25 protein-coding genes, 1 tRNA gene and 2 pseudogenes are annotated in these 25862 nt (G+C 39.2%); 17 read left to right on the forward strand and 11 right to left on the reverse strand.

The genetic code is table 11. The features are described 5' to 3' along the window. Window positions 1-3: 3 nt before the first annotated feature. Window positions 4-864, forward strand: a complete 861-nt coding sequence (gene glpG / locus Q0Y52_RS16630; RefSeq protein ID WP_297823596.1) for a rhomboid family intramembrane serine protease GlpG — start codon at window positions 4-6, stop codon at window positions 862-864. A gap of 12 nt (window positions 865-876) precedes the next feature. Here glpG and Q0Y52_RS16635 read toward each other — a convergent pair whose 3' ends face one another. Further along, a complete protein-coding gene (locus Q0Y52_RS16635) occupies window positions 877-1053 on the reverse strand; it encodes a flagellar basal body-associated FliL family protein (RefSeq protein ID WP_297823598.1) in 177 nt (58 codons plus the stop codon). A gap of 385 nt (window positions 1054-1438) precedes the next feature. Between Q0Y52_RS16635 and Q0Y52_RS16640 the strand changes: the two genes are divergently transcribed. Together Q0Y52_RS16640 and ubiA are read left to right on the forward strand one after the other, a co-directional pair. Next, a complete protein-coding gene (locus tag Q0Y52_RS16640) occupies window positions 1439-2005 on the forward strand; it encodes a chorismate lyase (protein ID WP_297823600.1) in 567 nt (188 codons plus the stop codon). A gap of 6 nt (window positions 2006-2011) precedes the next feature. Further along, entirely contained in the window at window positions 2012-2896 is an 885-nt protein-coding gene (gene ubiA / locus Q0Y52_RS16645) for a 4-hydroxybenzoate octaprenyltransferase (RefSeq protein WP_297823602.1), read from the forward strand. Between the two features lie 54 nt (window positions 2897-2950). Here the strand turns inward: ubiA and Q0Y52_RS16650 are convergent, their stop codons facing one another. Further along, window positions 2951-3196: an accessory factor UbiK family protein gene (locus Q0Y52_RS16650; protein ID WP_297823604.1), complete on the reverse strand. Its 246-nt coding sequence runs from the start codon at window positions 3194-3196 to the stop codon at window positions 2951-2953. A 150-nt stretch (window positions 3197-3346) separates the two neighbouring features. Between Q0Y52_RS16650 and rep the strand changes: the two genes are divergently transcribed. After that, window positions 3347-5362 (forward strand): DNA helicase Rep, encoded by a 2016-nt coding sequence (gene rep, locus Q0Y52_RS16655; protein ID WP_297823606.1) that lies wholly within the window; start codon window positions 3347-3349, stop codon window positions 5360-5362. 247 nt (window positions 5363-5609) lie between these two features. Here rep and Q0Y52_RS16660 read toward each other — a convergent pair whose 3' ends face one another. Further along, window positions 5610-6005: a c-type cytochrome gene (locus tag Q0Y52_RS16660; RefSeq protein ID WP_297823608.1), complete on the reverse strand. Its 396-nt coding sequence runs from the start codon at window positions 6003-6005 to the stop codon at window positions 5610-5612. A gap of 229 nt (window positions 6006-6234) precedes the next feature. Here Q0Y52_RS16660 and Q0Y52_RS16665 point away from each other — a divergent pair, with 229 nt between their 5' ends. Next, window positions 6235-7365 carry a PQQ-dependent sugar dehydrogenase gene (locus Q0Y52_RS16665; RefSeq protein WP_297823610.1) on the forward strand — a complete coding sequence of 377 codons (1131 nt, stop codon included), beginning with the start codon at window positions 6235-6237 and terminating at the stop codon, window positions 7363-7365. 38 nt (window positions 7366-7403) lie between these two features. Here the strand turns inward: Q0Y52_RS16665 and Q0Y52_RS16670 are convergent, their stop codons facing one another. The 4 genes from Q0Y52_RS16670 to mutY form a co-directional block, all read right to left on the reverse strand. Continuing rightward, window positions 7404-8990, reverse strand: coding sequence for a carboxylesterase family protein (locus tag Q0Y52_RS16670; RefSeq protein WP_297823612.1), 1587 nt, complete (start codon window positions 8988-8990; stop codon window positions 7404-7406). Window positions 8991-9351: 361 nt separating this feature from the next. Continuing rightward, window positions 9352-9427 (reverse strand) — tRNA-Phe (locus tag Q0Y52_RS16675). A gap of 178 nt (window positions 9428-9605) precedes the next feature. Beyond that, a complete protein-coding gene (locus Q0Y52_RS16680; protein WP_297823613.1) occupies window positions 9606-9878 on the reverse strand; it encodes an oxidative damage protection protein in 273 nt (90 codons plus the stop codon). Between the two features lie 24 nt (window positions 9879-9902). Continuing rightward, window positions 9903-10970, reverse strand: coding sequence for an A/G-specific adenine glycosylase (mutY, locus tag Q0Y52_RS16685; RefSeq protein ID WP_297823615.1), 1068 nt, complete (start codon window positions 10968-10970; stop codon window positions 9903-9905). Between the two features lie 78 nt (window positions 10971-11048). Here mutY and Q0Y52_RS16690 point away from each other — a divergent pair, with 78 nt between their 5' ends. The 12 genes and pseudogenes from Q0Y52_RS16690 to Q0Y52_RS16745 all read left to right on the forward strand — a co-directional run bounded on the left by Q0Y52_RS16690 (window position 11049) and on the right by Q0Y52_RS16745 (window position 21838). After that, window positions 11049-11777, forward strand: a complete 729-nt coding sequence (locus Q0Y52_RS16690) for an alpha/beta hydrolase (protein ID WP_297823617.1) — start codon at window positions 11049-11051, stop codon at window positions 11775-11777. Between the two features lie 122 nt (window positions 11778-11899). Then, entirely contained in the window at window positions 11900-12619 is a 720-nt protein-coding gene (gene trmB / locus Q0Y52_RS16695; RefSeq protein ID WP_297823619.1) for a tRNA (guanosine(46)-N7)-methyltransferase TrmB, read from the forward strand. Further along, complete coding sequence (locus tag Q0Y52_RS16700; RefSeq protein WP_297823621.1) at window positions 12619-13644, forward strand: class I SAM-dependent methyltransferase; 1026 nt, start codon at window positions 12619-12621, stop codon at window positions 13642-13644. The genes trmB and Q0Y52_RS16700 overlap by 1 nt, the downstream gene beginning before the upstream one ends. Before the next feature lie 18 nt (window positions 13645-13662). Continuing rightward, window positions 13663-15081, forward strand: a complete 1419-nt coding sequence (gene glgA, locus Q0Y52_RS16705) for a glycogen synthase GlgA (protein ID WP_297823623.1) — start codon at window positions 13663-13665, stop codon at window positions 15079-15081. Window positions 15082-15653: 572 nt separating this feature from the next. After that, the gene (locus Q0Y52_RS16710) at window positions 15654-15845 is read left to right on the forward strand and encodes a hypothetical protein (protein ID WP_297823625.1); all 192 of its coding nucleotides are present in this window, start codon (window positions 15654-15656) and stop codon (window positions 15843-15845) included. Window positions 15846-16279: 434 nt separating this feature from the next. After that, complete coding sequence (locus Q0Y52_RS16715; protein ID WP_297823627.1) at window positions 16280-16993, forward strand: HAMP domain-containing sensor histidine kinase; 714 nt, start codon at window positions 16280-16282, stop codon at window positions 16991-16993. Window positions 16994-17232: 239 nt separating this feature from the next. Beyond that, window positions 17233-17940, forward strand: a complete 708-nt coding sequence (arcA, locus tag Q0Y52_RS16720) for a two-component system response regulator ArcA (protein ID WP_297823629.1) — start codon at window positions 17233-17235, stop codon at window positions 17938-17940. A gap of 100 nt (window positions 17941-18040) precedes the next feature. Further along, on the forward strand, window positions 18041-18541 hold the full coding sequence (locus Q0Y52_RS16725) for a TlpA disulfide reductase family protein (protein WP_366939306.1): 501 nt from the start codon (window positions 18041-18043) through the stop codon (window positions 18539-18541). A gap of 12 nt (window positions 18542-18553) precedes the next feature. Continuing rightward, window positions 18554-18778 (forward strand): DUF4266 domain-containing protein, encoded by a 225-nt coding sequence (locus Q0Y52_RS16730; protein WP_297823631.1) that lies wholly within the window; start codon window positions 18554-18556, stop codon window positions 18776-18778. After that, on the forward strand, window positions 18769-20091 hold the full coding sequence (locus Q0Y52_RS16735; protein ID WP_297823633.1) for a DUF3570 domain-containing protein: 1323 nt from the start codon (window positions 18769-18771) through the stop codon (window positions 20089-20091). Before Q0Y52_RS16730 ends, Q0Y52_RS16735 begins: the two co-directional genes overlap by 10 nt. Window positions 20092-20163: 72 nt before the next feature. Further along, window positions 20164-21012: pseudogene (locus Q0Y52_RS16740) on the forward strand (FAD:protein FMN transferase). 448 nt (window positions 21013-21460) lie between these two features. Next, window positions 21461-21838 carry a DUF3718 domain-containing protein gene (locus tag Q0Y52_RS16745; protein ID WP_297823635.1) on the forward strand — a complete coding sequence of 126 codons (378 nt, stop codon included), beginning with the start codon at window positions 21461-21463 and terminating at the stop codon, window positions 21836-21838. Between the two features lie 141 nt (window positions 21839-21979). On the opposite strand, the gene Q0Y52_RS16750 is transcribed toward Q0Y52_RS16745, so the two are convergent. From Q0Y52_RS16750 to Q0Y52_RS16765, 4 genes and pseudogenes are all read right to left on the reverse strand, one after another. Continuing rightward, window positions 21980-23136, reverse strand: a protein-coding gene (locus tag Q0Y52_RS16750; RefSeq protein ID WP_297823637.1) for an IS3 family transposase whose coding sequence is annotated in 2 segments (ribosomal slippage) — window positions 21980-22890 and window positions 22890-23136 — 1158 coding nt in all. Because the reading frame shifts where the segments join, the coding sequence is not laid out codon by codon here. Window positions 23137-23554: 418 nt separating this feature from the next. After that, a complete protein-coding gene (locus Q0Y52_RS16755; RefSeq protein WP_297823639.1) occupies window positions 23555-24418 on the reverse strand; it encodes a winged helix-turn-helix domain-containing protein in 864 nt (287 codons plus the stop codon). 386 nt (window positions 24419-24804) lie between these two features. After that, window positions 24805-25080, reverse strand: coding sequence for a peptidylprolyl isomerase (locus Q0Y52_RS16760; protein ID WP_297823641.1), 276 nt, complete (start codon window positions 25078-25080; stop codon window positions 24805-24807). Window positions 25081-25139: 59 nt separating this feature from the next. After that, a pseudogene (locus Q0Y52_RS16765) lies at window positions 25140-25847 on the reverse strand (hypothetical protein). Between the last annotated feature and the right edge of the window lie 15 nt (window positions 25848-25862).

Consider the following 25862-nt stretch of genomic DNA (forward strand, 5'->3'; position numbering starts at 1 on the left):
CGTTTGTTTACCCCGCTTAAGTTAGTCGCTTTTTCTGAAGAGCAACCAGCAAGATTACTCGCTATTTATCTTATCGAACAAGGTATTAAAGCTGAGTATCAATATTCAGCTAATGAGTACTCTCATGTAGTGATGTTACTGGAGTCAACTGACCAAAACAAAGCCAAACAGCTGGCTGAAGAGTTTGTTATTAACCCGAATAACGTAAAATATCAAACTGCTGCTTGGCAATCTGGCGAAACGGTTAAATTAATGACGAAGCAGTATTTCTCGGTAGGCAAAACTGTTGCGGATTTAAAACAGGCTCCATTTACTTCAAGTATATTGGTAATTTGTTTGGTGATTTATTTATTGGCAATGGTCGGCGTTTCATCACCTTATTCCTGGCTAAAAATACAACCATTTACATCGCTTTTAGAAACGGGGCAATGGTGGCGAGTATTAGGACCCGCACTGCTTCATTTCTCAGTTCTGCATATTGCGTTTAATCTGCTGTGGTGGTGGACATTAGGTAAACAAATTGAAAAAACGTTTGGCCTCAGTAGTTTGCTAGCACTTTTTATATTTTCCGCTGCAGCATCTAATGTTGCTCAGTTATTGGTTAGTGGTTCCAACTTCGGTGGACTTTCCGGTGTAGTGTATGCCTTAGTGGGCTGTGTTTGGTGGTTAGGTTGGTTAAAACCCAGTTGGGGATTATCCTTACCTAAGCCTATCATTGGTTTTTTATTGGTTTGGCTAATTGTGGGGTATTTGGATTTCTTACCCGTGCATATGGCAAATACTGCGCATACGGTGGGGCTAATATGTGGATGCCTTTTTGCTTGGTTTCTGGTCACCAGAGCAAAAAACGCTAGTATTAAATAGTTTGCAGAGATTCTAGAAATAAAGGTATTTTGTAAAGATAACATCTTTAATTATTTTAGAGCCAGTTTCTCTGAGCATGAGTTTTTGTAATTTTTCTAAGCAAATATTCCTAATATTCTCGCGGCCACTTAGTGAACTTACTTCCTCTGCTCCTCGGCTACCGAATACTTCAATTGTGGCAGCTCTCATTGGGGAGAGTGATGTTCAGCTACTTCAAGAAGGTCTGGATTTTCTAACATTAATTCTATTGATACCCTAACAAAGCCTATTTTTTGCGCTAGAGCCTAAGTAATTGGTCACTATCTCTGGCTCAAGACTGAAATAAGCGTAGCTTTTTCTGGAGACCTCTTGTCCGTTTACCACGTTGTGATAACTTAAAAGAGCTAGCAAACTAGTCATTAGCCATATGTTTTGTTTCATTGAGAGTTTCTTATTTTAGTTATCATTATACTTTCCTTAAGCTTACCAACTTTTACGTAGCTCTTAAAACTAAATCAGACAGAGCGGTATTTAACTTTAGTATACGTCATCGACTTGTTATTATTAATTTTTACTAATCAACAACGTTGTAAATTTGAGCTCATCTTATACTTTTCCGGTCGGTATCTCATCACAATGGGCTGATCCTAACCACCTTACTATTCCTAACCCATGTTTGAAAGACTGGTTACTTGACACTGATTCATTAACCGAAAAGCTTCAATCAGCATGCACATCATTCCATTTAACCCTTTTAGGTCAAAGACAAGCCCCCATCACTCTTGAGGAATTTCAACAAGTGTGTTCTACCCAGCAACAATTAAATCTAAAAGAATGGCAGGTTAGAGAAGTAATATTATGGGGTGACAATCAACCTTGGGTTTTTGCTCGCTCTATTATTCCGCAAAGATTATGTGAAAACGATTTTATGAACTTGAATACTCAACCTTTGGGTCAACTGATTTTTAATGATAAACGATTTAAGCGTATGCCGTTTGAAGTCACTAATATGTCTGCCAGCAAAGCCTTTTTAGCGCAATTACATATATCCTCTGAGATGCACTTATGGGGGCGTCGATCTGCATTTACTTTTGACGATCTGAAAATGACAGTCAGTGAAGTGTTCCTTCCTAGTTCACCAGTTTACCGAGAGATGAAATAAACTATCATGGATAATTCAGGGCTATTATCAACTACAAAGTTAAATGCTTATTGGCGTTTAATGCGTGCTGACAAACCTATTGGTATCTTTTTATTATTGTGGCCCTGCGTATGGGCGATGTGGATAGCTTCAGCAGGATTTCCAAGCCTACATATATTAGTTGTGTTTGTTTTGGGGGTAGTGGTGATGAGATCGGCTGGTTGTGTGATCAATGATTATGCAGATCGCAATGTAGATGGTTTTGTTGAACGTTCTTCAGCCCGCCCACTAGTAACAGGAGAAGTGACAGAAAAAGAGGCATTGGGTTTGTTTTTTTTACTTTTATTTTTCGCCTTAATTTTAGTTTTGACGTTATCTTGGCAGACGATACTGATGTCAATAGGTGGTTTGATATTGGCCACTATCTATCCTTTTATGAAACGTTATACTCACTTGCCTCAGGTCATACTGGGTGCTGCTTTCAGCTGGTCTATCCCAATGGCTTTTGTAGCAATAGGGCAATCCCTAAATTGGGTAGTGTGGTCGTTATATTTTGCTAATTTAGCTTGGACCGTAGCCTTTGATACACAATACGCCATGGTAGATAAAAACGACGACATTAAAGTCGGTGTGAAATCAACCGCCATCTTATTTGGTCAATACGATAAGTTGATCATAATGCTGTTACAAATACTCAGTTTGTTTCTACTTACTACCGTAGCACTATGGTTAACACTAAGCTGGCTGTTTTACCTAGCACTAGTTATCAGTATGGGGTTGTTTTTGTATCAACAAATGCTGATTAAAGACCGTGATCGACCCCTCTGTTTTAAGGCTTTTTTGAATAATAATTATGTGGGTTTGGTTTTAGCGTTAGGGATTATTGGGCATTACATTATGCATCCAGCTTAAATTTAATTTGTGAATGGTCATACCCTCCTCTCTATCTTTATACCATGGGTGGTTTTATGCTTCGGGTTTCTCTAATTTGGCCAGGCGAGTTTCCAGTGCTTCTAGTTTTTCTCTGGTGCGCTTAAGCACCTGGCTTTGTATATCAAATTCTTCACGACTAACAAAGTCTAATCGGCTCATTTGAGATTGTAATACTTGTTTAACTTTAGCCTCCGCACCTTCTGCCATCGTTTTCATACTTGGAGGCACTGCATCAGAGATTTGTTTAGCGATTTCTTCTAGTTTTTTAGGATTTAGCATTAGGGTTTGTTTACCTTTGGTGTTCAAATTAATTTTTAAAACGAAATCTGGGTTCAAGTTTAAAAAAATTATACGCTGTTAATCTACTTGGACTAACCTGCGTATTCTCTTACAATCACCGCCCCAGCATCATTGGTTGTTTAATTTAGCATGAAACTTAACCCCGGTCAGAACGAAGCAGTAAAATTTATTTCTGGCCCATGCTTAGTTTTAGCTGGAGCAGGCAGTGGTAAAACCCGCGTTATCACCAGTAAAATTGGTTACCTGGTAAGGGAATGTGAACTTCCAGCACGTTATATAGCTGCAGTAACGTTTACCAATAAAGCTGCGCGAGAAATGAAAGAGCGTGTCGCGCAAACTCTAGGTAAGAAGGAAGCGCGCGGGTTAAAAGTTTCTACCTTTCATACCCTTGGCTTAAACATTATAAAGTCAGAAGTCAAAACCTTGGGTTTAAAGCCCGGATTTTCTTTATTTGATGATAAAGACAGCATGTCGCTTCTTAAGGATTTGACTGAGGTAGAGTTTGATGGTGACAAAGAATTGTTGTCATCGTTGCAAAGTTGTATTTCTAACTGGAAAAACGAACTTATTTTACCAGAAGACTTAAAGTATCAAACACTGTCTCCTAGCGAAGTTGAGTATGCTGGATTCTATCAGCGTTACTATAATCATCTGCGAGCTTACAATGCACTAGATTTTGACGACCTGATCTTATTGCCTACGGTACTGTTAAAAGATAACGAAGCTGTCAGACAAAAATGGCAGAATAAAATACGTTATTTGCTGGTGGATGAATACCAAGATACTAATACCAGTCAATATGAACTGGTTAGATTGTTAGCGGGAGAAAGGGCTCGATTCACTGTTGTAGGTGATGATGATCAGTCTATTTATTCTTGGCGTGGTGCCAGACCCCAAAACCTAGTGCTCCTTCAAACCGACTTCCCTAAGTTAAGGGTTATTAAGCTTGAACAAAACTATCGTTCGTCTGAACGAATTTTGCACTGCGCCAACATCCTTATTCAAAATAACCCCCATATATTTGAGAAAAAATTATTTTCTGAGTTAGGCTATGGTGAGCCTCTGCAAGTAATTACCGCCAAAAACGAAGAGCACGAAGCTGAACGTGTGGTAGCTGAGTTAATGGCTCATAAGTTTATGGGGGCTACCAAATTTAAAGATTATGCGATTTTGTATCGAGGCAATTTCCAATCTCGTGTGTTCGAAAAAGTACTGATGAGTAACCGTATTCCTTATAAAATTAGCGGAGGCATGTCGTTTTTTGGCAGAACAGAAATCAAGGACATCATGGCTTATCTTCGCCTGTTGGTAAATCAGGATGATGACAATGCATTGTTGAGAGTGATCAATACCCCTACTCGAGGTATTGGCCGAGTGAGTTTAGAAAAGCTCGGTAACTTAGCTAATCATAATCGCTCTTCTATGTTTGAAGCTGCATTTGATCCCAATCTCCAAGATGTGTTAAGTGGTAAGGCTTTAGTATCGGTAGAACAATTTAGTAGATGGATAGTTGAACTATCAGACAGAGCTGTCAGAGGTGATGGCATTGCGACCATTCGTGAAATGATCAAAGCAATGGGTTACGAGGAATGGTTGTATGAGTCGAGTACTAGCCCAAAAGCGGCAGAGATGGGCATGGCGAATATCAGCACCTTGTTTGGTTGGATTAGCAACATGCTTGATGGCAGTGAACTCGACCCACCAATGACACTCCAAGAGGTGGTTAATCGTTTAATTCTGCGCGATATGATGGAACGGGGCGAAGATACCGAAGAAACAGATCAAGTACAACTGATGACCTTGCACGCTTCCAAAGGACTTGAATTTCCTTATGTATTTATGGTGGGTATGGAAGAGGGATTATTGCCTCATCAAAGCAGTATTGAGGAAGACAATATAGATGAGGAAAGACGTTTAGCGTATGTGGGTATTACCCGTGCACAAAAAGTCTTGTTTATGACACTAGTCAAAGAAAGGCGTCAATACGGTGAAGTTATCAATCCTGAACCTAGCCGGTTTTTACACGAGTTACCGCAAGATGATTTGGTATGGGAGCATAAAAAGCCAAAAGTGTCAGCACAAGAACGTCAGCAGAAATCTCAGGTAGGTATTGCCAATCTGCGTAACATGATGAATAAGAGCTGAGAGTTAACTTAAAATTTTCATCTGATTAAGTGAAATTTTAGCTGCCTTGGTTAATTTACCTTGACCAAACTTACTCAGTTTCTCTAGAGATAATTCATTGACGTTGTTTGTAGAAATCGTTAGCTAAATTAAAGGACAATTAAATTATTATAAGTACGATGGACCATTAATAAAAATAAACTACTCAAACTAAAAAGACCACCTTGAGGTGGTCTTTTTTATCGAAGTTTAAGCTGTTTTTCTCAATCTATATGCCTTCAATCATATGTTCGATTGCCGCTTTGATGTCATCATTTGAACAATCGCCGCATGTTCCCATTGGTGGCATGCCACGTATACCATTAATTGCATTTTGCCAAACTGTTTCAAAACCCTGTTCCATACGAGGGGCCCAATCTGCTGCATCTTGTAATTTAGGTGCATTTAAAACACCAACACTGTGACACGCAATACAAGCTTGCACGTAAATTTCTGAACCTGTTCTTGGACCTGCAGATGCCAGTTCAGCTTTTGCACCGGCTACATGAACTTTGCCAATTTGCTGGATACGAGCCCTAATGTCATCTTCGCTCATTTCTTGTGCTTGAATTGCCGAGACACTAAAAACACCCATACATATACATAAAAAGACTTTTAATTTCACTATATTCTCCAAATCAGGCTTTGTTTACCTAAAAAAACTGGAACAGATTATAACCACTAATGTTTTGTGAACAACTGTTTAACTGACAAATCTGAGCGATTTCACGCTTTTTGTTTAAACGACGTAATTTTATTTGCTCTTAAGCATTCCAATCTTAAAAGTGACTGATCTCATTTTATATTCGGTGGTAATATTATGCTTAGTGAAATTCTTTCAGAAGGGATCAAAAATGATAACTATAACGCGCCTCTTTGGGATCATGTTTTGTGTTGTTTTTACTAACTCAGTTTGCGCTCAGCAACCAAAGACCTCGCTCTCAGGTAGTATTCATTCTTATAAGCCACAGCTTGTAACCAAGGGAATAGATATTCCTTGGGGCATGGCTTGGTTAGATGAAAAAACCATACTGGTATCCGATCGCAAAGGAGAATTACGGGTTATCAGCAATGGCATATTATTACATGAAAAGGTCACAGGATTACCCGAACTTAGAGCTCAAGGTCAAGGCGGCCTATTAGATGTTGCAGTAGACCCGAATTATAATGAGAACGGGCTTATATATTTTTCTTACTCTGGTTTAGAAGGCGAGGGAGAAGGCGCTCATACGTCCGTTATGCGCGCTAAGTTACAAGATTTTAAACTGACCGAACAAGCGGTTATTTTTGATGCTGGCCCTAACTCTATAAAAGGTCAACATTTCGGCAGTCGTCTATCATTTGATAAACAAGGTTATTTGTATATATCCAGCGGTGATAGAGGCAACCGAGACGTCAATCCGCAGCGTTTAGATCGAGATGCTGGAAAAATTCATAGAATTAATAGCGACGGTAGTATTCCTAAGGACAATCCATTTATTGCACAAAAAGACGCCAATTCATCTGTCTACTCATTCGGCCACCGTAATCCTCAAGGTATGGCAATGCATCCGGTAACGGGTGATATTTGGACACATGAACATGGCCCTAAGGGTGGCGACGAAATCAATATTATCCAACCAGGTGCAAATTATGGTTGGCCCGTGATTAGCTTTGGAGTTAATTATAGTGGCTCGTCCTTTACTGACCTGACTGAAAAGGAAGGTATGCAGCAACCTGCTTGGTATTGGGTACCCTCGATCGCTCCATCAGGCATGACCTTTGTTAATGGCGACATCTACCCAGATTGGAAAGGTAAAATTTTAGTCGGCTCACTCAAGTTTGCCTATTTAGTTGCACTTGAATTAGATGGTAACAAAGTACTCAGTCAAGAAATTTTATTTCCCGGAATAGGCCGAGTACGCAATGTGGTTCAGGGTGCCGATGGATATATATATGTGGCAACTGATGGCGCGGGGATATTTAAAATTGTACCAAGTAAATAATCTTTATAGTTGGCATGTAGCACCGTTGACTATTGGTATTACCTATCCTTATTTTCATTTAGTAATCCATTTTGGTGAAAAGCATATCTCTTTTTGAGCTTATCAATTGTTTGTGCTTTAGGCCGCACCGACAGCGTCATCAATTTATTTTCTGCAAATGATGGCCAAGTTACTAAGTTTTCGCCATTAGGATCGCCAAATTTAATAAAATTGGCGAAATACTGCTGCGTTAACCTGGATACTTTATAGTCCTCTTCTTGCCATCTATACAGCTTATTTACATCTAAATTACCCAGAACATATTCAATTTCAGCCGAGTGAGTCGCGCCTCTTGGGGGAGCTTCGGGTGCTTCTTTTTCTACGTTTGCTGGACGTACATGTTGATAACTGTAATAAAAACCTAGTTTGCCGCTAGATTGGGTAACTGTGTTCATCCAATGATAAGTGCCAAAACTAATAAACCTATCTGAGGCTAAATCCTGAGCAGCATCCATCACTTGCTCGATGTTTGTTGCAGGATATAAGTTAAAAACCTGTTCATAGTCATGGGGATATAATTGTTGCAGTGCTTCCTTATAATTTGAAACTGTAGGTTTATTTTGGGCCAAAATACTTTCATAATTGCTTTCTTGAGAATTCACCCCTGCTAACAATGGAACCTGAGAAAATTGTTTGTTGGCATAAAGTTTCTGTGGAGACAAAGGTAAAAAGTAACCGTCGACAGTGGGACTAAACCAAGTGAAACCCGCATCATTCGCTAAGCTCAATAGTTGCGCTGCTGGTATCTTTCGCAAGTCTCTTAAATTTGCGGTGTCACCCGCGATTGCAGTAACTAAATCTTCCCCTTTTTGTTGCGCAACAACTAAAGGCACTGCCATTAGAGGCGGACCAAGAATAGAGCCGCTTTCACCAATAGCACCAGCGATAAGATCTCTTGATAATGGAGAAGCCATTAGTGCACTTACTGAAACTGAACCCGCCGACTCTCCTGCGATAGTGATACGTGAGGGATCTCCACCAAAGGCAGTAATATTTTTAACTACCCACTTTAAAGCTGCTACTTGATCTAAAAAGGTATAATTACCACTACCTTGGTACAAGGTTTCAGCTGATAACAGCGGATGAGCCATCAATCCAAACAATCCTAGGCGATAATTTGCGGTTATGACTACTATGTCTTGCTGCGCCATGCTGGCACCATCGTAGCGTCGCTCAGAACCATCCCCAGCGACAAACCCACCACCATAAAAATACAATAATACCGGGTGTTTCTTGCCTTGTATGTTACTAGGAGCCCACACGTTCAAATACAAACAATCTTCACTCATGCCTGCAGAGCGAAATTTCATATCATCATAGATTAGATTTTGCATACATTGCGGACCAAATTCGGTCGCCTGTTTTGTTTCTTTCCAAGGCACGACAGGTTGTGGCGTTTTCCAGCGTAAATCTTTTATAGGTGGCGCTGCAAAGGGGATACCCTTGAATGAGACAATTTTATTCGAGCCGGCGTTTGTTCCCACTAATGAGCCCGACGAGATATTAACTTTTGTTTTTGCCAATAATTGGCCATGTGCCATCATGCAAAAACATATCATGGCTAAAACCTGTTTTTTACTGAACATTGAGTAACCTTTAAATAGTGGAATTCGCTAAGGATTAAACTGATGAATATTCACAATAGACCTAATATCGTTAAATCTGGTTCAAATGTACATTTATTTGTTGCAAGGGTGAGGAGTTAATTTGTGATTTTAATAAGTATGAATCGCAACTTACGGTTACCGGCAAGGACACGAGGATTATCAAACCCTATGTACCAAAAACTAAAAAGCCCCACACATTTCTGTTCAGGGCCTCTAGAATAATGGTGCCTAGACTCGGAGTCGCAACTTACGGTTACCGGCAAGGACACGAGGATTACCAAATCTTATATACCAAAAACTAAAAATCCCCGAACATTTCTGTTCAGGGCCTCTAGAATAATGGTGCCCAGACTCGGAATCGAACCAAGGACACGAGGATTTTCAATCCTCTGCTCTACCAACTGAGCTATCTGGGCATCAACTAATAAGTGTCTTTTCAGACCGCTTGTTTCGCTGAAGGTGCGTATTAAACGGATTTAGGCCTTTTAAGTCAACCCCTTTTTAGGGAAATATTGCAGATTGCTTATAGATTGCGCAAATTCACTACTAAAACAGCTTAGTTCAGTTAAATGGTCACTTTAAAGTTGGTTAGTTTTAGCTTTTTGGCGGCACATAACCTTGGATATCAGGTTCTTTGCCTTCAAATAAATAACCTTGCATTTGAGCTTCTAGGAATTCCCTTGCAGTTGGCTCCATCATGTTGAGCTTATTTTCGTTGATCAACATGGTTTGTTTCTTTTGCCATTCAGTCCATGCTTCTTTACAAATATTATCGAAAATTTTCTTACCTAGCTCACCTGGGTAAAGTTGGAAGTCTAGACCATCTGCTTCTTTTTGTAGACGTTGACAAAATACTGTTCTGCTCATAATGCTCCTAATCAAACTGGATAATTAAAATGTTGTGTTGATTGTACTAAATAGTTTTTTGGTTGGCGCGGCTAATCCAACATTTTGCGGCTGGGTTAAATCGTACCATATTTGTGTGTCTTCCATTATTTTCGAAACAGGTTGTTGTTTTAGGTGAAGCAAAACTGGCTGTATGTCTAAATGAAAGTGACTAAAGGTGTGCCGAAAAGATGTGAGTGTTTGTTGTTGGATGTCATTAAGGCCTAAGCTTGACGCTCGTTCAACAATTTGGTCTGCATGTTCAACTTCATGAAACCCCCATAATCCGCCCCATAATCCTGCTGGTGGGCGCTTGTAAATTAAAAGCTGTTTTTGCCACATGGGGATTAGCATTATGGTCGATCGTATCGGAATAGTCTTTTTCGGCTTTTTGTGAGGTAACTCTGCTTGCCGTCCTTGCACACATGCTAAGCAGTTTGTGTGTAATGGACAACTGTCACAGTGTGGTTTGCTGCGAGTGCAAAGTGTTGCACCCATGTCCATCATGGCTTGTGTATAATCAGCTGTTCTGTGCATTGGAGTTAATTGATCAGCATACTGCCATAATTCAATTTCAACTTTTTTATTGCCAGGCCACCCATTAACAGCAAAATAGCGGGCCAGTACACGTTTCACATTACCGTCTAAAATACTGTGATGCTGACCACAAGCTAAAGATAAAATAGCGCCAGCAGTTGAGCGCCCAATACCAGGTAAGGCGATTAGTTGTTGTAACTGTTCAGGGAATTTTCCGAAGTAATCATCTCTAATGATTTGCGCTGATTTTTGCAAATTGCGCGCTCGAGCATAATAGCCAAGACCTGTCCAATGGTGTAACACTTCATCTTGCGCTGCATTGGCCAAACTCAATACATCAGGGAATCGCTGCATAAAAGCATGGTAATAGGGGATAACCGTTTTTACCTGCGTTTGCTGCAACATGATTTCAGACACCCAAACTGTGTAAGGGGTTTTATTTAACTGCCAAGGCAAATTTTTTCTGCCATTTAAGTCAAACCAAACTAAGACTTTTTCACTAAAACGAGAATATATAGCTTTAATATTGTTAGGCACCGAGTAAGGTTCTGTTGTTCTTGAGGTAATTAACGGATAATACCCTAACAAACTTGAAATAGTTCATTTGAGAAGAGATTGCCAAAAACAAACGATATCATTTATCAAATTGACCAGCCTGTCGTCTTCTTCCCTGGCACATTGTGTGATGAAAGAATATTCAACTCATGTTGGCAACATTTAGATATACCTATGCGTGCTTTTGTACCTTTGCAGTGGGCAGAAGATTTAGCCCAAATGAAAATGTTAAGTGCAGACCGTCTCGCCTATTTTGAACCGCCTGTGCATTTGGTGGGATATTCTTTGGGGGGGTATGTCGCAGCGTTGACCGCTTCAGAAAATCAAGGTCGTATTGCATCTTTGACGCTTATTGCTTGTGCCTGTGACGAATTACCTGAAGATGATGTTCAGCAGCGTCAACAATTGCTTAAGTTAATCAAATATAAACAATATAGCGGTATGACCGATACCCGCTTGAATAGTTTTTTTCATGACTGCCATCATCAGAATTGCGAATATGTAAATATCCTTAAACAAATGGAACAAGACTTGGGTTCTGCGGTTTTGGCTGCGCAATTGGCGGCGATTTATCCCAGGAAAAACCTGCTTCCCGGTTTATCTAAGTGCCCTTTTCCTATTCACCTTGTTAGTGGCGAACAAGACAATTTGGTGAGTGAAGCAACCATGTTTACCATGAATAAACTTTTACCAAATAGTGATATGACCTTAATTAAAAAAGCCGGGCATATGTTGCCAATTGAACAATCTAGAGCGTTGGCGGAATATTTAGCGTCAAAAATTAGATAAACTATAACGTCTACCTTGCAATCAGTCTGTGTCGCCGGATAATGCGCCACACAAAGTGCTGGCAAAATCAATTTTAAGCATAGATATGTCACCAGTAACATTTTTTGAGATGAGATCTAAATATGAGTCAGTTTACATCTGAACAAGAAGCCGCCAAATCAGGCGTGTACGTTCGCAAAATTCAGAGTTTTGTGAAAAGAGAAGGGCGTTTAACTTCGGGTCAGGCGAAATCAATCGAACAAAACTGGCCCACTATGGGTTTAAAGCATATTGACGGCTTACAAAATTTTGCAGACGTTTTTGATCGCCAAGCATCGCTAGTATTAGAGATTGGTTTTGGTATGGGCAAGTCTTTGGTTGAGATGGCGTTAAATGAGCCAGATAAAGATTTTATTGGGATTGAAGTTCACCGCCCTGGAGTTGGAACCTGTCTAAGCGAAGCTGCTGCGCAAAATGTACATAACTTACGAGTATACGAGCACGATGCGGTTGAAGTGATTGCTGATTGCATCGCTGATAATTCTTTGGCACGTGTGCAGTTATTTTTTCCTGACCCTTGGCATAAAAAACGCCATCACAAAAGACGCATTGTGCAGTCTGATTTTGTGCAAAAGCTTAGAAACAAGTTAGCAATTGGCGGTGTGTTTCATATGGCGACTGATTGGGAAAACTACGCTGAACATATGTTGGTTATCATGTCTGAAGCTGAAGGTTTTAATAATCAATCAACGACTAACGATTATGTGCCAAGACCCGAGCAGCGACCGCTTACTAAATTTGAACAGCGTGGACATAGATTAGGCCACGGTGTATGGGACTTAATGTTTGAGAGGATTTCTTGATGCTGTCTGCTCCTAGTCAATTATTGATGCGTAATAAAGATACCTTCGCACAGGGCAAGTGGTTACTGGTTAACCCAACCGATAGCCACATAACTAAACAACTGAACAACCCTGACATTGAGGTGTTTCACCAATACTTTGATATTTATCAGCAAAGTTGTGCTGCGGGAAATTCAACGCAACATACGTTCACAGCTGTTTACTCCACTGATGACAAATTTGATGGTGCGGTTATTTACATGCCTAAGTCTAAAGAGCATGCGAAAATGTTGATTGCCAATGTTGCAGCTTGTCTTAAGGAAAATGGCAGTCTTTTACTTGTGGGTGAAAACAAAGGCGGTGTAAAAAGTGCGGCAAAAATCTTCGAGACTATTAGTTCTCAAGTAAACAAAGTCGATTCTGCACGTCATTGTGCATTATTTGGTGCACAAATCGATAAACCAGTAAAATCCTTTGAGCTAGCCAAATGGCAGAGTGAAATTGAAATTTCCGTTGGTGGTTTAGACTATAAAATTTGTTCTTTACCGGGCGTGTTTAACCATGGCGCAATCGACTTAGGTACTAGGGTGTTATTGGATAACTTACCTGAAATAAAAACTGGTCGTTTGTTAGACTTTGGTTGTGGTGCAGGTGTAATTGGATGTTATCTTGGGTTGAAAAGTCCAGAAAGTGAAGTGGTGATGAGTGATGTCAGTGCCTTAGCTGTGCACTGCTCAAAAGAAAGTGCCAATCTGAACCACATTAACGTTAAGGTGGTGCCGTCAAACGGCTTGATGGATGTGCAAGGCAAGTTTTCTGCCGTATATACTAATCCACCTTTTCATACCGGTATTCAGACAGACTATTCTGTGACTGAAGAATTTATTGCCCAGCTAAAACAATACCTTGCTAAAGGTGGTTCACTGACATTGGTGGCGAATAAATTTTTGCGTTATTCTGAGTTACTTGAACAGCGGTTTAGTGTGGTGGGTCTTATTGCCCAAACCACTAAATTCAGTCTTTACCATTGCGCTCGCATAAAATAGAAAAGGTAAGCAGCTCGAATGAAAATATTGTTTGTTGTGTCTGAAGTGGAAGATCTTGTCAAAACTGGAGGTTTAGCTGATGTAGGCAAAGCTTTGCCTTTGGCATTGGCTGAACTGGGTCATGAAGTAACAATCGTAATGCCTTATTATAAACAGTTAGCAGATAAATTTAACGCCCCTGATTGTTGTGCCAAACAAACCTTAGATGCTGGCCATCAATCCTATGAGTTTGCTGTTAAACGTTTAACCTTGGAGGACTTGCCAGTATTAGCGGTTGACTACCCAGAGTATTTTGAACGTAAAGGTCTGTATTCTGACGACTATCATGCTTATCCAGATAATGCAGAACGTTTTGCATTTTTTGCAAGTGCGGCTTTACAAGCTTCAAAGGCAGTAGGATTTCAGCCTGATATTATTCATTGTAATGACTGGCATACTGCACTCACACCCTATTTTGTCAGTATCGACAACTCTGGTTTTTTTGCTCAGGCAAAAACAATTTTTACTATACACAATGGGGCTTACCAAGGAACACATCAATTTAGCGATATTGCTTTCTTACAGACACATTATAAATTACATAGCCAGTTGGACGGAGATGCTTTAAATTTTGTACGCATGGGGATCCGTTATGCCAATAAAATTAACGCTGTCAGTCCTAACTATGCACAAGAACTACTGTCATCTCTTGGTTCTCATCACTTGTATGATGAGTTCCAAAACCGACGAGACGACGTGTCAGGTATTTTAAATGGTTGTGATTACAGCCAGTGGGATCCTATTAATGACCCACATATTGCAAAAAACTTTCATCATGCTGACTTGTCTGGCAAAAAAGCCTGCAAAGCTGAATTACAAAAAGAGTTAGGGCTACCAAAAAAAGTGCGCGTTCCTATCATTGGTATGGTGTGTCGTCTAACTGACCAAAAAGGCTTTGGCTTTATTTTGCCTATGTTAACTAAACTGATGCAACATAACGTGCAATTGGCCATCATTGGTACCGGCGATCCAAAAATCAGCCTGTTTTTGCGAGATGTGGCTGACAAATATCCTAAAAAAATGGCGTTTTTTGAAGGTTTCAGTGTGCGAAAAGCACACATGATTGAAGCGGGTAGTGACTTTTTTCTAATGCCTTCTTTGTTCGAGCCTTGTGGTTTGAATCAAATGTATAGTTTGGCATATGGCACCTTGCCTATAGTCAGAGCTGTCGGTGGGCTTAAGGATACCGTGATAGATTTGGCAGAAGACCCAGGCAGTGCGACTGGGTTTGTATTCGAACAGCCCGATAGCAGCGCATTGCTATCATGTATAGAGCGTGCATTACTGTTTTATCATGAGTTGCCTAAGGCTCTTGAGTTAACCCAACAGCGAGCTATGCATAGTCGTTTTACGTGGGAAGCCGCCGCACAAGACTATCAAGCACTGTATTTGAGCTAAAAGGATGACAAAAGACAGACAGAGTTATTTTTTTGGTCTGATAACAGCAGCTTATGGATTGCCATCCAAATGTTTGTAGATTTTGGAAAGGTAGAATGTATGATTAAATCTTGTAGTTAAAAAAGATGACCTTACCTGTGTTGTTTTTAAAGTACAAAAGGTGATGTTATCTGCATTTTCTTTAGGGCCGTTAAAGGTATGAGAAACTGTAACGAAAAAGTTGAATTTATAAAATAACATGTTGCACATTTAAAGACGGGTAGAAAAACATCAAAAGTTAGTAAGGCATTTTGACTTTACTCAGGTATTGATTTTTTGCAGTAGAAAATATTAGTAAATTTAGTCTACTAGTTGAATTTTGAACGTTTATGTATCAATGACATAAATTAAACGTGGTCAGATTAAGGAACACGTAACGAGCATTATGGCATCAGACACTAAATTTTTAATCTATAAAAAGCCTGTTCATATCGGTAGTCATGGCGATTACATCCATATCATTTATTTTGTTTTCTAGTGTTAATTTGTATAATCAAATCAGTACTTATAGACAATCCTTGTAAGAAAATGTTTTGATTTTTTCCAATATGATTGGTCAAAGTGCATTAAAATCCATGATTAACGATGAAGGTTTGGTTGAAGAACAAAACCTGATGGCGCTCGCTGCATCCAAAATCATTGAAAATGTACATATTTACAAAATTCTGGACCAGAAAACCACTCACTTTTTTGCTAGCTACAATAAAAAGGTATTGCGCCTGTAAAAGCCAAATTTGATCAGATAGAAGCACTGGCTAAAACTAAAGTGACGGGCGGTGTGATAGAGATTATTCGACATATTTTTAATAATGAAGACGTGTATCTCCGCGCTTCAACACAAACATTAGAAAACCTGATTGCCGAGTCAATTATGGTCACCTTAAGTGTGTTGTTGATTGGTTTGCTAATGTATTTTACTTTAAAACTGCAAAGTGCAATTTCTGCTCCTATTATGTTTTGGTGAAATTGGTGCAACGTATTACGCGGCAAAGGGATTATTTAAGCCGAACAGAGATGCACGGCATTAAAGAATTAGATATTTTAGGTGGGGCGTTCAACAATATGCTATGACTCACCCAAGAACATATGGAACCGCAAACTGAAGTAGAATCTGAACAAGTTAAATTTGAGTTTGGAGGAAAAAGTACAGTAACGCACCATGGCTATAAAAGAAGCCAATAATGAATTAATCCAAACACTAGAGAAACTTCACCAGTTTCAACGACAAATGGTGCAAAACGAAAAAATTGCATCCTTGTGCGACATGTTTACCGGTGTAGCTCATGAGGTTAATATTCCAGTTGGTCTTGGCGTTACTGCTTTCACTATGATGTTAGATAGATTATCTGATACGCATAAAGTTTTTGAAGAAAAAATACTAAAAGCCAGTTCTTTGTCGAAATTTATTACTGAGAGTGAAGAAAACCTCAATATTACCTATCGTAATTTGAATCGGGCAGCCGAGCTGATTTCAAGCTTTAAACAAGTAGCGGTTGACCAAGCCTCAGAAAACAATGGCGTTTTCTCCTTTGCCAAGTTGATGGACGAAATATTAATGTCGGTAAGGTCTAAGTTAAAAAAAGTCAATCATTTGATCCATGTGAATTGTGCAGATAACTTAGTGGTTGAATCTAAAACTGGGCCAATTAACCAAATTATGATCAATTTAATAATGAATTCTATTATTCATGGTTTTGAACACGTAGATAAAGGCCAAATAGATATTATCATTGAATCTGTCGATGACAATAAAGTGAGTATCGAATTTAAAGACAACGGCAAGGGTATTCCAGAACATTTACAAAAGCGTATCTTTGATCCTTTCGTCACCACTAACGTTGGTCAAGGGTTAGTGGACTGGGTATGCATTTAGTTTATAATTTAGATACACAAACCCTAAACGGCTCGATCTTTATTGTAAGTGAGGAAGGTAAGAGCGTTCAGTTCAGGATTTTATTCCCTGTCAAAATGGTCGATATCAACAAATTACATAGTAGTTCTTTTATGTAAATGCATAAAAATTAATTATATATGCTACTTTAGTTGGATAAAACACTGATTTTTAGATATTTTCTGATAAACTTTTATAAAAATCCTAACCAGGCGTGAAACATGCAGACTCCTAACGTATTAATTGTTGAAGATGAAGTGGTAACACGTACCACCCTTAAAAGCTTGTTTGAAGCAGAAGGGTATAATGTATTTGAAGCCGAACATGGTGAACAGATGCATGATATCTTCGCAAACAACACTATTAACCTGGTCATTATGGATATCAATTTACCCGGTAAAAATGGCTTGCTTTTGGCCCGCGAAGTCCGTGGCCGTAAAAATATTGGTTTGATATTCTTAACCGGCAGAGATAACGATGTAGATCGCATCTTAGGTTTAGAAATTGGTGCTGATGATTATCTTACTAAACCTTTCAATCCCCGAGAGTTGACTATACGCGCACGTAATTTATTGACGCGAACATCTAACAGTAACGAAGATGATGATTTACCAAGTCGTGTAGGTTTTAACGGTTGGATATTAGACAGCGATAGTCGTAGCCTTATCTCTCCTAGCAGCAAAGAGTTTCGTTTGCCACGAAGTGAATTTCGAGCATTGCATTTGTTTTTGAACAACCCGGGCAAAATTTTGACACGTGAACAACTCATAATGGAAATGACTGGCCGTGAGTTGCGCCAAAATGACCGCACAGTTGACGTGACTATCCGTCGTATTCGTAAACACTTTGAGTCAGAAGTGAATGCCGATGATTTGATAGTGACTATTCATGGTGAAGGTTATCGCTTCTGTGGTTCTTTAGATTCATAATTGCTGGTTGATATGTTTTTATAAAGCTCCCTTGGGGGCTTTTTTATTGTCTTAAGTTTTACTTAAGTTTTAACTTCTAGAATGATTGCAAATTATCTTCATGGCCAATAATTTGCGACACTTCCTATTAAGTATGCTGCTTACCCTCATCAGCATCACACCATTATCTTTAAGTTTTGCGCAGGAGATTGCAGCTCCAGATTTTGCTATCTCTCACGATCAGTTACCTAACAAACTATCTGATTTAAATGGACAAGTCGTGTATCTCGACTTTTGGGCTAGTTGGTGCAAGCCATGTCGTAAGTCATTTCCCTGGATGAACCAGATGCAACTTAAATATGCTGAAAAAGAATTGCAGATTATTGCCATCAATTTAGACGCTGAAGCTACTTTGGCGAAAGCTTTTTTAGATAAAGTACCTGCATTAGTCCCCATTGTTTATGACCCCAAAGGCAAGATCGCTAACATCTATCAATTATTGGGCATGCCAAGCAGTTATTTAATCGATAAAAAAGGCAATGTTCGTTTTGCAGATAAAGGGTTTTTCACCCGCACTCAACCCTTATACGAACAAGAATTAGCCTTACTACTTAACGAATAGGAGTCGCCAGTTATGTTTAAAAAAGCACGAATTACCGTCGTAATTATGCTGTTTACTCAGCTTGTTGGTTGCGCCAACCTTGGAGTACAGTCATGGGAGCGTGATTTGTTAGCCAAAAAAGAAATGACGTTGGACGCCGAGGGTATCGACCTTGGTTTAGATGATCATATTTATTTTAGTAAAGAGGCCACCAGTGGAGGTCGTGCTTTTGCTGGTGAAGGTTGTGGATGCAACTAATATCGAAAAGTCACATAGTCAAAAATAACAAGACAGTTGCCAATGTAAATACGGCACTCGCAGCTGCTGCTTGTGCACTATTGGGCACATCCCCAATCGTTCAGGCAGATGAAAGTGTATGGGAAATGGATACGGCCCTACTGTATTATGGTGAAACGGATAGAGTCACCGCAGTTGAAGGTGTATTTTCTGCTAAAAAAGATTTTGGTGATGAGCATATCTTTTCTGGCAAAATCGTTGTTGATTCACTCACTAGGGCTTCAGCGTCAGGCGCCGTTGTTCAACTAAACGCACAAACTTACACGCGTCCCTCAGGTAAAGGACAATATGTTATTGATGTAGGTGATATACCCCTAGACGATACTTTTCACGATACCCGTGTGCAACTTGAAGCACAATGGACACAACCTCTTTGGAACGATATGCGTGGTAGCACAGGGGTGCATCTTTCGAAAGAATATGACTACCTATCTATTGCGGTTAATGGCTCTCTTACCAAAGACTTTAATCAGAAAAATACCACGGTATCCGCTGGATTATCTTTAGCTTTTGACACTATCGATCCCGAAGGTGGACGCCCCGTAGCTTTTTCTGAAATGGTAATCGATGAGGGTCAATTCGCTAATGAAGAAGCTTATCAAGCTGCTTTTGATGCCACAAGACAGAAAGATACCGATGATAAGACAACGGTAGATTTGATGTTTGGGGTAACCCAAATTATCAACCGTAGAATGTTGATGCAATTTAATTATGGCTACTCAATGTCCGATGGTTATCACACCGACCCCTTTAAGGTATTAAGTGTAGTCAATGACAAAGGGTTAACTCAGTCGTTAGTTCATGAGGACAGGCCTACAGAGCGCACTCGCCATAGTTTTTATTGGCAAACAAAGTATGCCTTGGATAGCGGTGTTGCGGATATCTCTTATCGATACGCCACCGATGACTGGGACATCAATTCCCATACAATTGATTCTCGATTACGCTTCAATTTGAGTGACAATACTTATATTCAGCCACATTTTAGGTATTACCAACAAGGTGCCGCTGAGTTTTATCAACCATTTTTGATAAAAGGTATAACGCTGCTTACATTTGCTAGCTCAGATTATCGTTTAGGTGAAATGACAGCTTACACCTTAGGCATTAAATATGGTGTAAAAATGGCAAGTGGCAACGAATGGGCATTTAGATTGGAATATTATCAACAAGATCCTAAAAACGCTGATTTCGAAGCTCCCGGAATGTTGCAACAACTCGACTTATACCCCAGTGTGAAGGCTGTGATTGCACAAGTCAGTTATAGCTTTTAAAATAAAGCTTTGCCTTAAGGACTGCCTTTGTTAATAAGCTCTTATAGCATAGAACAAAAAAGCGACCATATAATGGGTCGCTTTTGGGCTATTGCTAGCCCTTGTGAGCTGCTGATTGAAACCCAAGACTCTATGCTTGCAAATCATCTAACTTCAGTAGCTTATGCAGAAACCAAACGTATCGAACAAAAATTTAGTCGCTATTTGCCCAACAACCCCATGGCCAATATTAACGATAGTCAGGGTAAGCCTATTGCAATTGATAATGAATTTTTTCGTCTTTTGGAGTTAGCTAATAGCTGTTTTCAGCTAAGTGACGGCCTATTTGATATCACCTCTGGTGTATTACGTCAGGCTTGGACATTTGACGGCTCAGATAATCTACCATCACCTGATGCAGTCAAAGTATTAATGCCGTTTATAGGTTGGGGAAAAGTTAAATATGATCAATCTTCAATTACTGTAGCCAAAGGTATGGAGTTGGACTTTGGCGGCATGGGCAAAGAATATGCGGTGGATTGTGTGGCTAAATTATGCACAGAACACGCTCCAACCACATCAGTTGTTGTGAATTTTGGTGGCGATATTCAAGTGAATCGTGCACGGCATAATAAGCAGCCATGGTATATCGGTATTGAAAGCCCAGACGATGCAGAAGCGACTTAGGTTCTAAAAACTATCAGTGGTGGATTAGTTACCAGTGGTGATGCAAGACGCTATCTATTAAAAAATGGTAAACGTTACAGTCATATTCTTAATCCTGAAACCGGATATCCAGTAAAAAATGCAGCCAGTTCGGTGACTATCGCTGCTCCTCATTGTATTCAAGCTGGATTGTTAGCAACTATGGCTTTATTAAAGGGCCCTAACGCAGAAGTGTTTTTAGAACCGCAGGATGTCAAGTTTTGGTGTTATCGATAGAGCACAGCTGTGTAACTAATCTTATTCAAATAGGTGCTTGATATTGGAACCTGCCAGTTCCGGTGTTTTTCAAGATAGTTGTGGCTTTTGATAGCAGGTTTTGATTTTATATGGCTGTGCATTATAGGCGAATACTTGTCAGTCGAGTTTTATTCAGTTGAACGACCACTGAAGGCTTAAGAGCCTTTCATAATAAAATAGTGGCTGTCTTAAACGATGGTTGAGTTCACATTCGGGCTAAATTACTGATTGACATAAGTCATCGTCAAAACATCGATGATTATCGGCTATGTTTGGGGATTATAAAATAATACCCAAACATATCTAAAAATTATCTTAAATATATGTAGAAGTTAGCTTATGACTACTTCATCTCTACTCAAAAGAATAGACTCCAACCATAATATTAACTCACTTTAGTAAAATACATAGAAAAGGAATTAATATTATGAAAACGTTTAACCTCATATCAGTGATAGTTGCTGCAGGTTTTACTCTGAATTCCAATGCAGCTGATTATCAATTCGAAGGAGTTGATAATTCGATTGAGACTAAAATTTGTATCGCTGCCGTAACTAATAACAAGAGAGCATTAAAGCAAAAAATTCGTATGTCAGGTGCAGGAGTTAGATCGATAGCACGAGGTCTAATGTGCAATGAGCAGATTGTTGCCAACTTTGCATATAAATATAATGCCTTAAAAACCTCTGGGTATTTAGACCGTTATACGCCTAAAAAGTATAAAGCAAATCGACCAACGGTGACCATTCAAGATATCACCGCAATACATGGAAAAACAACAGTGGTGTTAATTGCCAGCAAGTAGTGACAAATTAAATACGTTTTTAAAGACATATTTACTGTGCACGTTAGCAATAGATACCTATTGCTAACGTGTTATACATTCAACAAACGATACTTCAAAGTGATAAATCATTCGAATAAATGGCACTATCGCTTGTTCTGGTCAAGTCCAACCGGACACTTTTCTAAAGGAGTTTTCAAATTCAATTGGCGATTGATCCAAATTAGCTGAATGTAGTCGCTCAACATTATAATATTTCATGTACCTAGCAACATCTTCTCGCATATGTGTTCGAGTGGGCTGCGGTACTTTAAACAACCAATCATGCTTTAAACTTCCAAAGAAGCGCTCCACAACAGCATTATCCCAGCAAGCTCCAACATCTCCCATACTAGCTCGACACTCTAATCGCGACAGTAGATTTCTAAAGCCTTTACTCGTGTACTGAGAGCCTCTGTCACTGTGAAACACCAAACCTTTTGGTGGTTTGCGTAAATTATGAGCCTTTGTCAGTGCTTGCTCGACCAAATCACGCGTCATGCGTTTTGATATATGCCAGCCCACAATCCGGCGTGAATACAAATCCATGACAATGGCTAAGTACAACCAGCCCTCACCAGTCTTTAAATAGGACACATCACCCGCCCAAATTTGATTGGGTCCAACAGGATTGAAATTCATATTTAGCAAGTTGTCAGCCACAGCATCACTGTGTTTGCGCTTGGTTGTCACTTTATAAGCTATTCGCTGAGTCACAACTAATTTAAGCCGTTCCATTAACTTAATGGCGCGATACCGCGTTATTTCAAAGCCTTCTTTGCGTAGTGCTTTAGCAAGCTCTCTGCTGCCTAAACTGTTTCGACTTGCCTTGAATAATGCTTTGGCTCGTCGATACAGTCTTAGCATTTGAGCGCTAATGAGTTCACCAGGTTTTTTTAGCCATGCGTAGTATGCTGACGAACTCACTTCCATCACTTTACAAGCAACTGACACCGGATACTTCGCATCAAGCTCACTTATAAAAGAATATCTTACTTCATTTCTTTCGCGAAGAAGGCACTGGCCTTTTTTAGGATTTCACGCTCCATTTGTAGACGTTTATTATCCTTCCTGAGTTGAATTAACTCTGCTCGTTCATCGCCAGACAACACGTCACCTAGTGCCTGTTTCTTATGCTTAGCTACCCAGTTGTAAAGTAGTTTGTCTGTCACACCTAAAGATGCAGCAGCTTGTACGATTGGATAGTCTTGCTCTATTACCAGAGCGACCGCTTCTTGTTTAAATTCTGCGGGATAATGTTTATTTGTTCGTCTAGTCATATTCACCTCAATTAACAGGATTATAATCCTTTATTGAAGTGTCCGGTTAATTCAACCACAACAGCTTGTCTGAAAGGTAAGTCACAGGGGATAAGTAGCTAAGGGAGCCACAACAAACTTTTAGGGATTTTCACAGGCTATAAAATAAACGAAAATTACACTTAGGTTTATTCATGCTTAGCTTACACATCAAAATTTTGTTTCATAATAAGCTATATTTAACTAGATACAAAACTCCTAGTTATATTAAGTAACGCTTTGTTCTTCGGCAGGAACGTAAAGGCATCATTGCTAACTTGACGCGGCATTCACTTTCATCAACATCTCGAGCTGTGTTTTTCAAGTTTGAAATCGCTTGCGCTATGGCGTTTCACATTAGAAACGTTGCAGGACTATTTTTAAATTATCTCGGCTAAACTCATAGGGGGGGAATGTTAAGTTGAGTAAGGTCATTATTAGTAGCTAAAGCGTTTTTTACCGCATCTACAATCACCGTTGAAATTTCAGTTTGCATAGCTAAAATATTGTTATTTTCTCTATTGAAAGTCGCACCCCATATTTGGCGATCCTTTTTGGCCTCTATTAACTGGACGGTTATCATGATTGTGGTCTCTGATTTTCTAACTGAGCCTTCTAATACATAAGTAACCCCTAATTGCTTAGCAACATCGGAGATATCAATTTCTGTATCTTTAAAACGAAACGAAGATGAATGAGAGACTACGTATAAACTTTCTGCACTGGATAGCCCATTTAATATAGCGTCAGAAACACCATCAGAGAAGTATTCGTAGTTCGGATCGCCACTCAAATTAAGGAAAGGTAATACTACAATTGAATTTTGCTTAATTTCTGGAGCGTCTAAGTTAGAAAAAACAAGAATTGTAGTCAGTAATAAAAAAATGAATATAAGGATTTTCCAGATAAGTTTTGTGCGTAAGGTAGATTGGAAAATAGAATTTTCTTTATCTGATAGTTCCTTAGTTGTGGCAATAAACTGGTAACCTCGGCCTCTAATCGTAGAGATAAGGTTTTGTTCTTCACCGTTGTCACCCAGAATTTTTCTAATTGATTTTATGTGGTTACTTAATGTCGAATCACAGACAATTTGCCCTTGCCAGACAGCGTTAAATATTTCTTCTCTGGTCACTGTTCGATGGCGATTCTTGATTAAATACACAATGAGATCAAAATCTTTAGGTTCAATAGCTTTAGCTTTGCCAGCAAAAAACAATTTAAACTGAAGTGTATCAATTTCAAAGCTGTTGAATTGATAACGCATTTCATTCCCTTTGCAAGATTTCCCTAATTTTACAAGTATAGACAACATGAATCATTATTTTTCAAAAAATTACAATTTATGTTGCCTTATATTTCGAGATTGGGCTTTCTTTTTATATGCTTGAGGGATTGAAAGTCAGCAGTTTTTTAAATTACTTAGCGGTTTTGATGAAATTCAAAATGAAAATAAGTGTCTTCGATGCTGTGCTGCTCAGCTATGAATATTGCTTTTATTAAAGCATAATTATGTGTTCCCAGATATTCAGATTTAAAAACCATCTTGACTATGGCGCAAAGCGTGCTTTTTTTACAAAAATAAAAGCGGCACTCGTTGCTTACCCTTTCTGCCTATCACATTTGAGTAAGCTCCATTAGCCCAATCTATATTCAGTTTCGATAAAGTGTCTTAATCAAATGAAAACCAAATTGGGTTTTGAGTGGCCCGTGTACTGTCAGTATTTCTTTTTTAAACACCACATTATCAAATGTTTTGACCATAGTGCCGGGGCTGAATTCACCTAAGTCACCACCTTTTTTACCTGATGGACAGATAGAATGTTTTTTGGCTAGTTGATGAAAGTTACCTCCTTTTTCTAGTTGGGTTTTTAGCTTGTCAGCTAGGACTTTGTTTTTGACTAAAATATGGCAGGCACAGGCTTTCATTGGAATCTTCAAGCTCTATTATGTTAGCGCTATTGTAGACGAAAAGTGCTGAAGCAGAACTAAAATTCGTACTCCAAGGCGAATCTAAGGGTGTGATCTTTAGAGTCTCCGTTTAGCCCAGCAATAAACGCTAATTCCCATTTTAGTTGTTTCTGTCCTTCGTATCGATGAATCCCCATAAAACCAGGCCCTAGACCAATAAAATCTTCACCAGTGTAGATTTCGATATAAGGTTGTAAGGCAGGTAGATACCGATAGCGATACTTGAGTCTTATTTCTGTTTCAAATTCATTTTGAATGCTTTTTCCACATTCATAAACGAGCAATGCGTTGATCGTTAAACTAGTTTATGTAAATTCTTTTTCAAATAAAAGGCCAGTTGTAAATTCGTAATTATCTTTTTTATGTTGTTTTTCAAGCTCGAACAACATTCCCCAATCTGCCCATAGTTCTCCTTGGTCAGTTAACATCCAGCGAACCTCAATTTCATAAGCTTGCAAACCAAAATCGCCAGTGTCGTCTCTTTCTCCTACGATATAACCTTCAATTGTCAGATATTCTGAAATGGCATGTCCATAAGCAAAGCGTTGAGCCAACACATTGCCATTGTTGTTTTGCCTCGAGATAAAACGCCATTCCAACTCTCGCTCATTAGCCAATACATAAGGATGATAAACCTTGTCAACTGGAAAGCCGTCAGCCCAACTTATTGACATGCAAGATAGATAGTATAAAAGCGCGAAAGATACGCGATAAAAGGCTTTCATTTTTTGATACCTGAG

It is taken from the genome of uncultured Paraglaciecola sp., from assembly GCF_943787955.1.
In the GTDB taxonomy this organism is placed as follows: Bacteria; Pseudomonadota; Gammaproteobacteria; order Enterobacterales; family Alteromonadaceae; genus Paraglaciecola.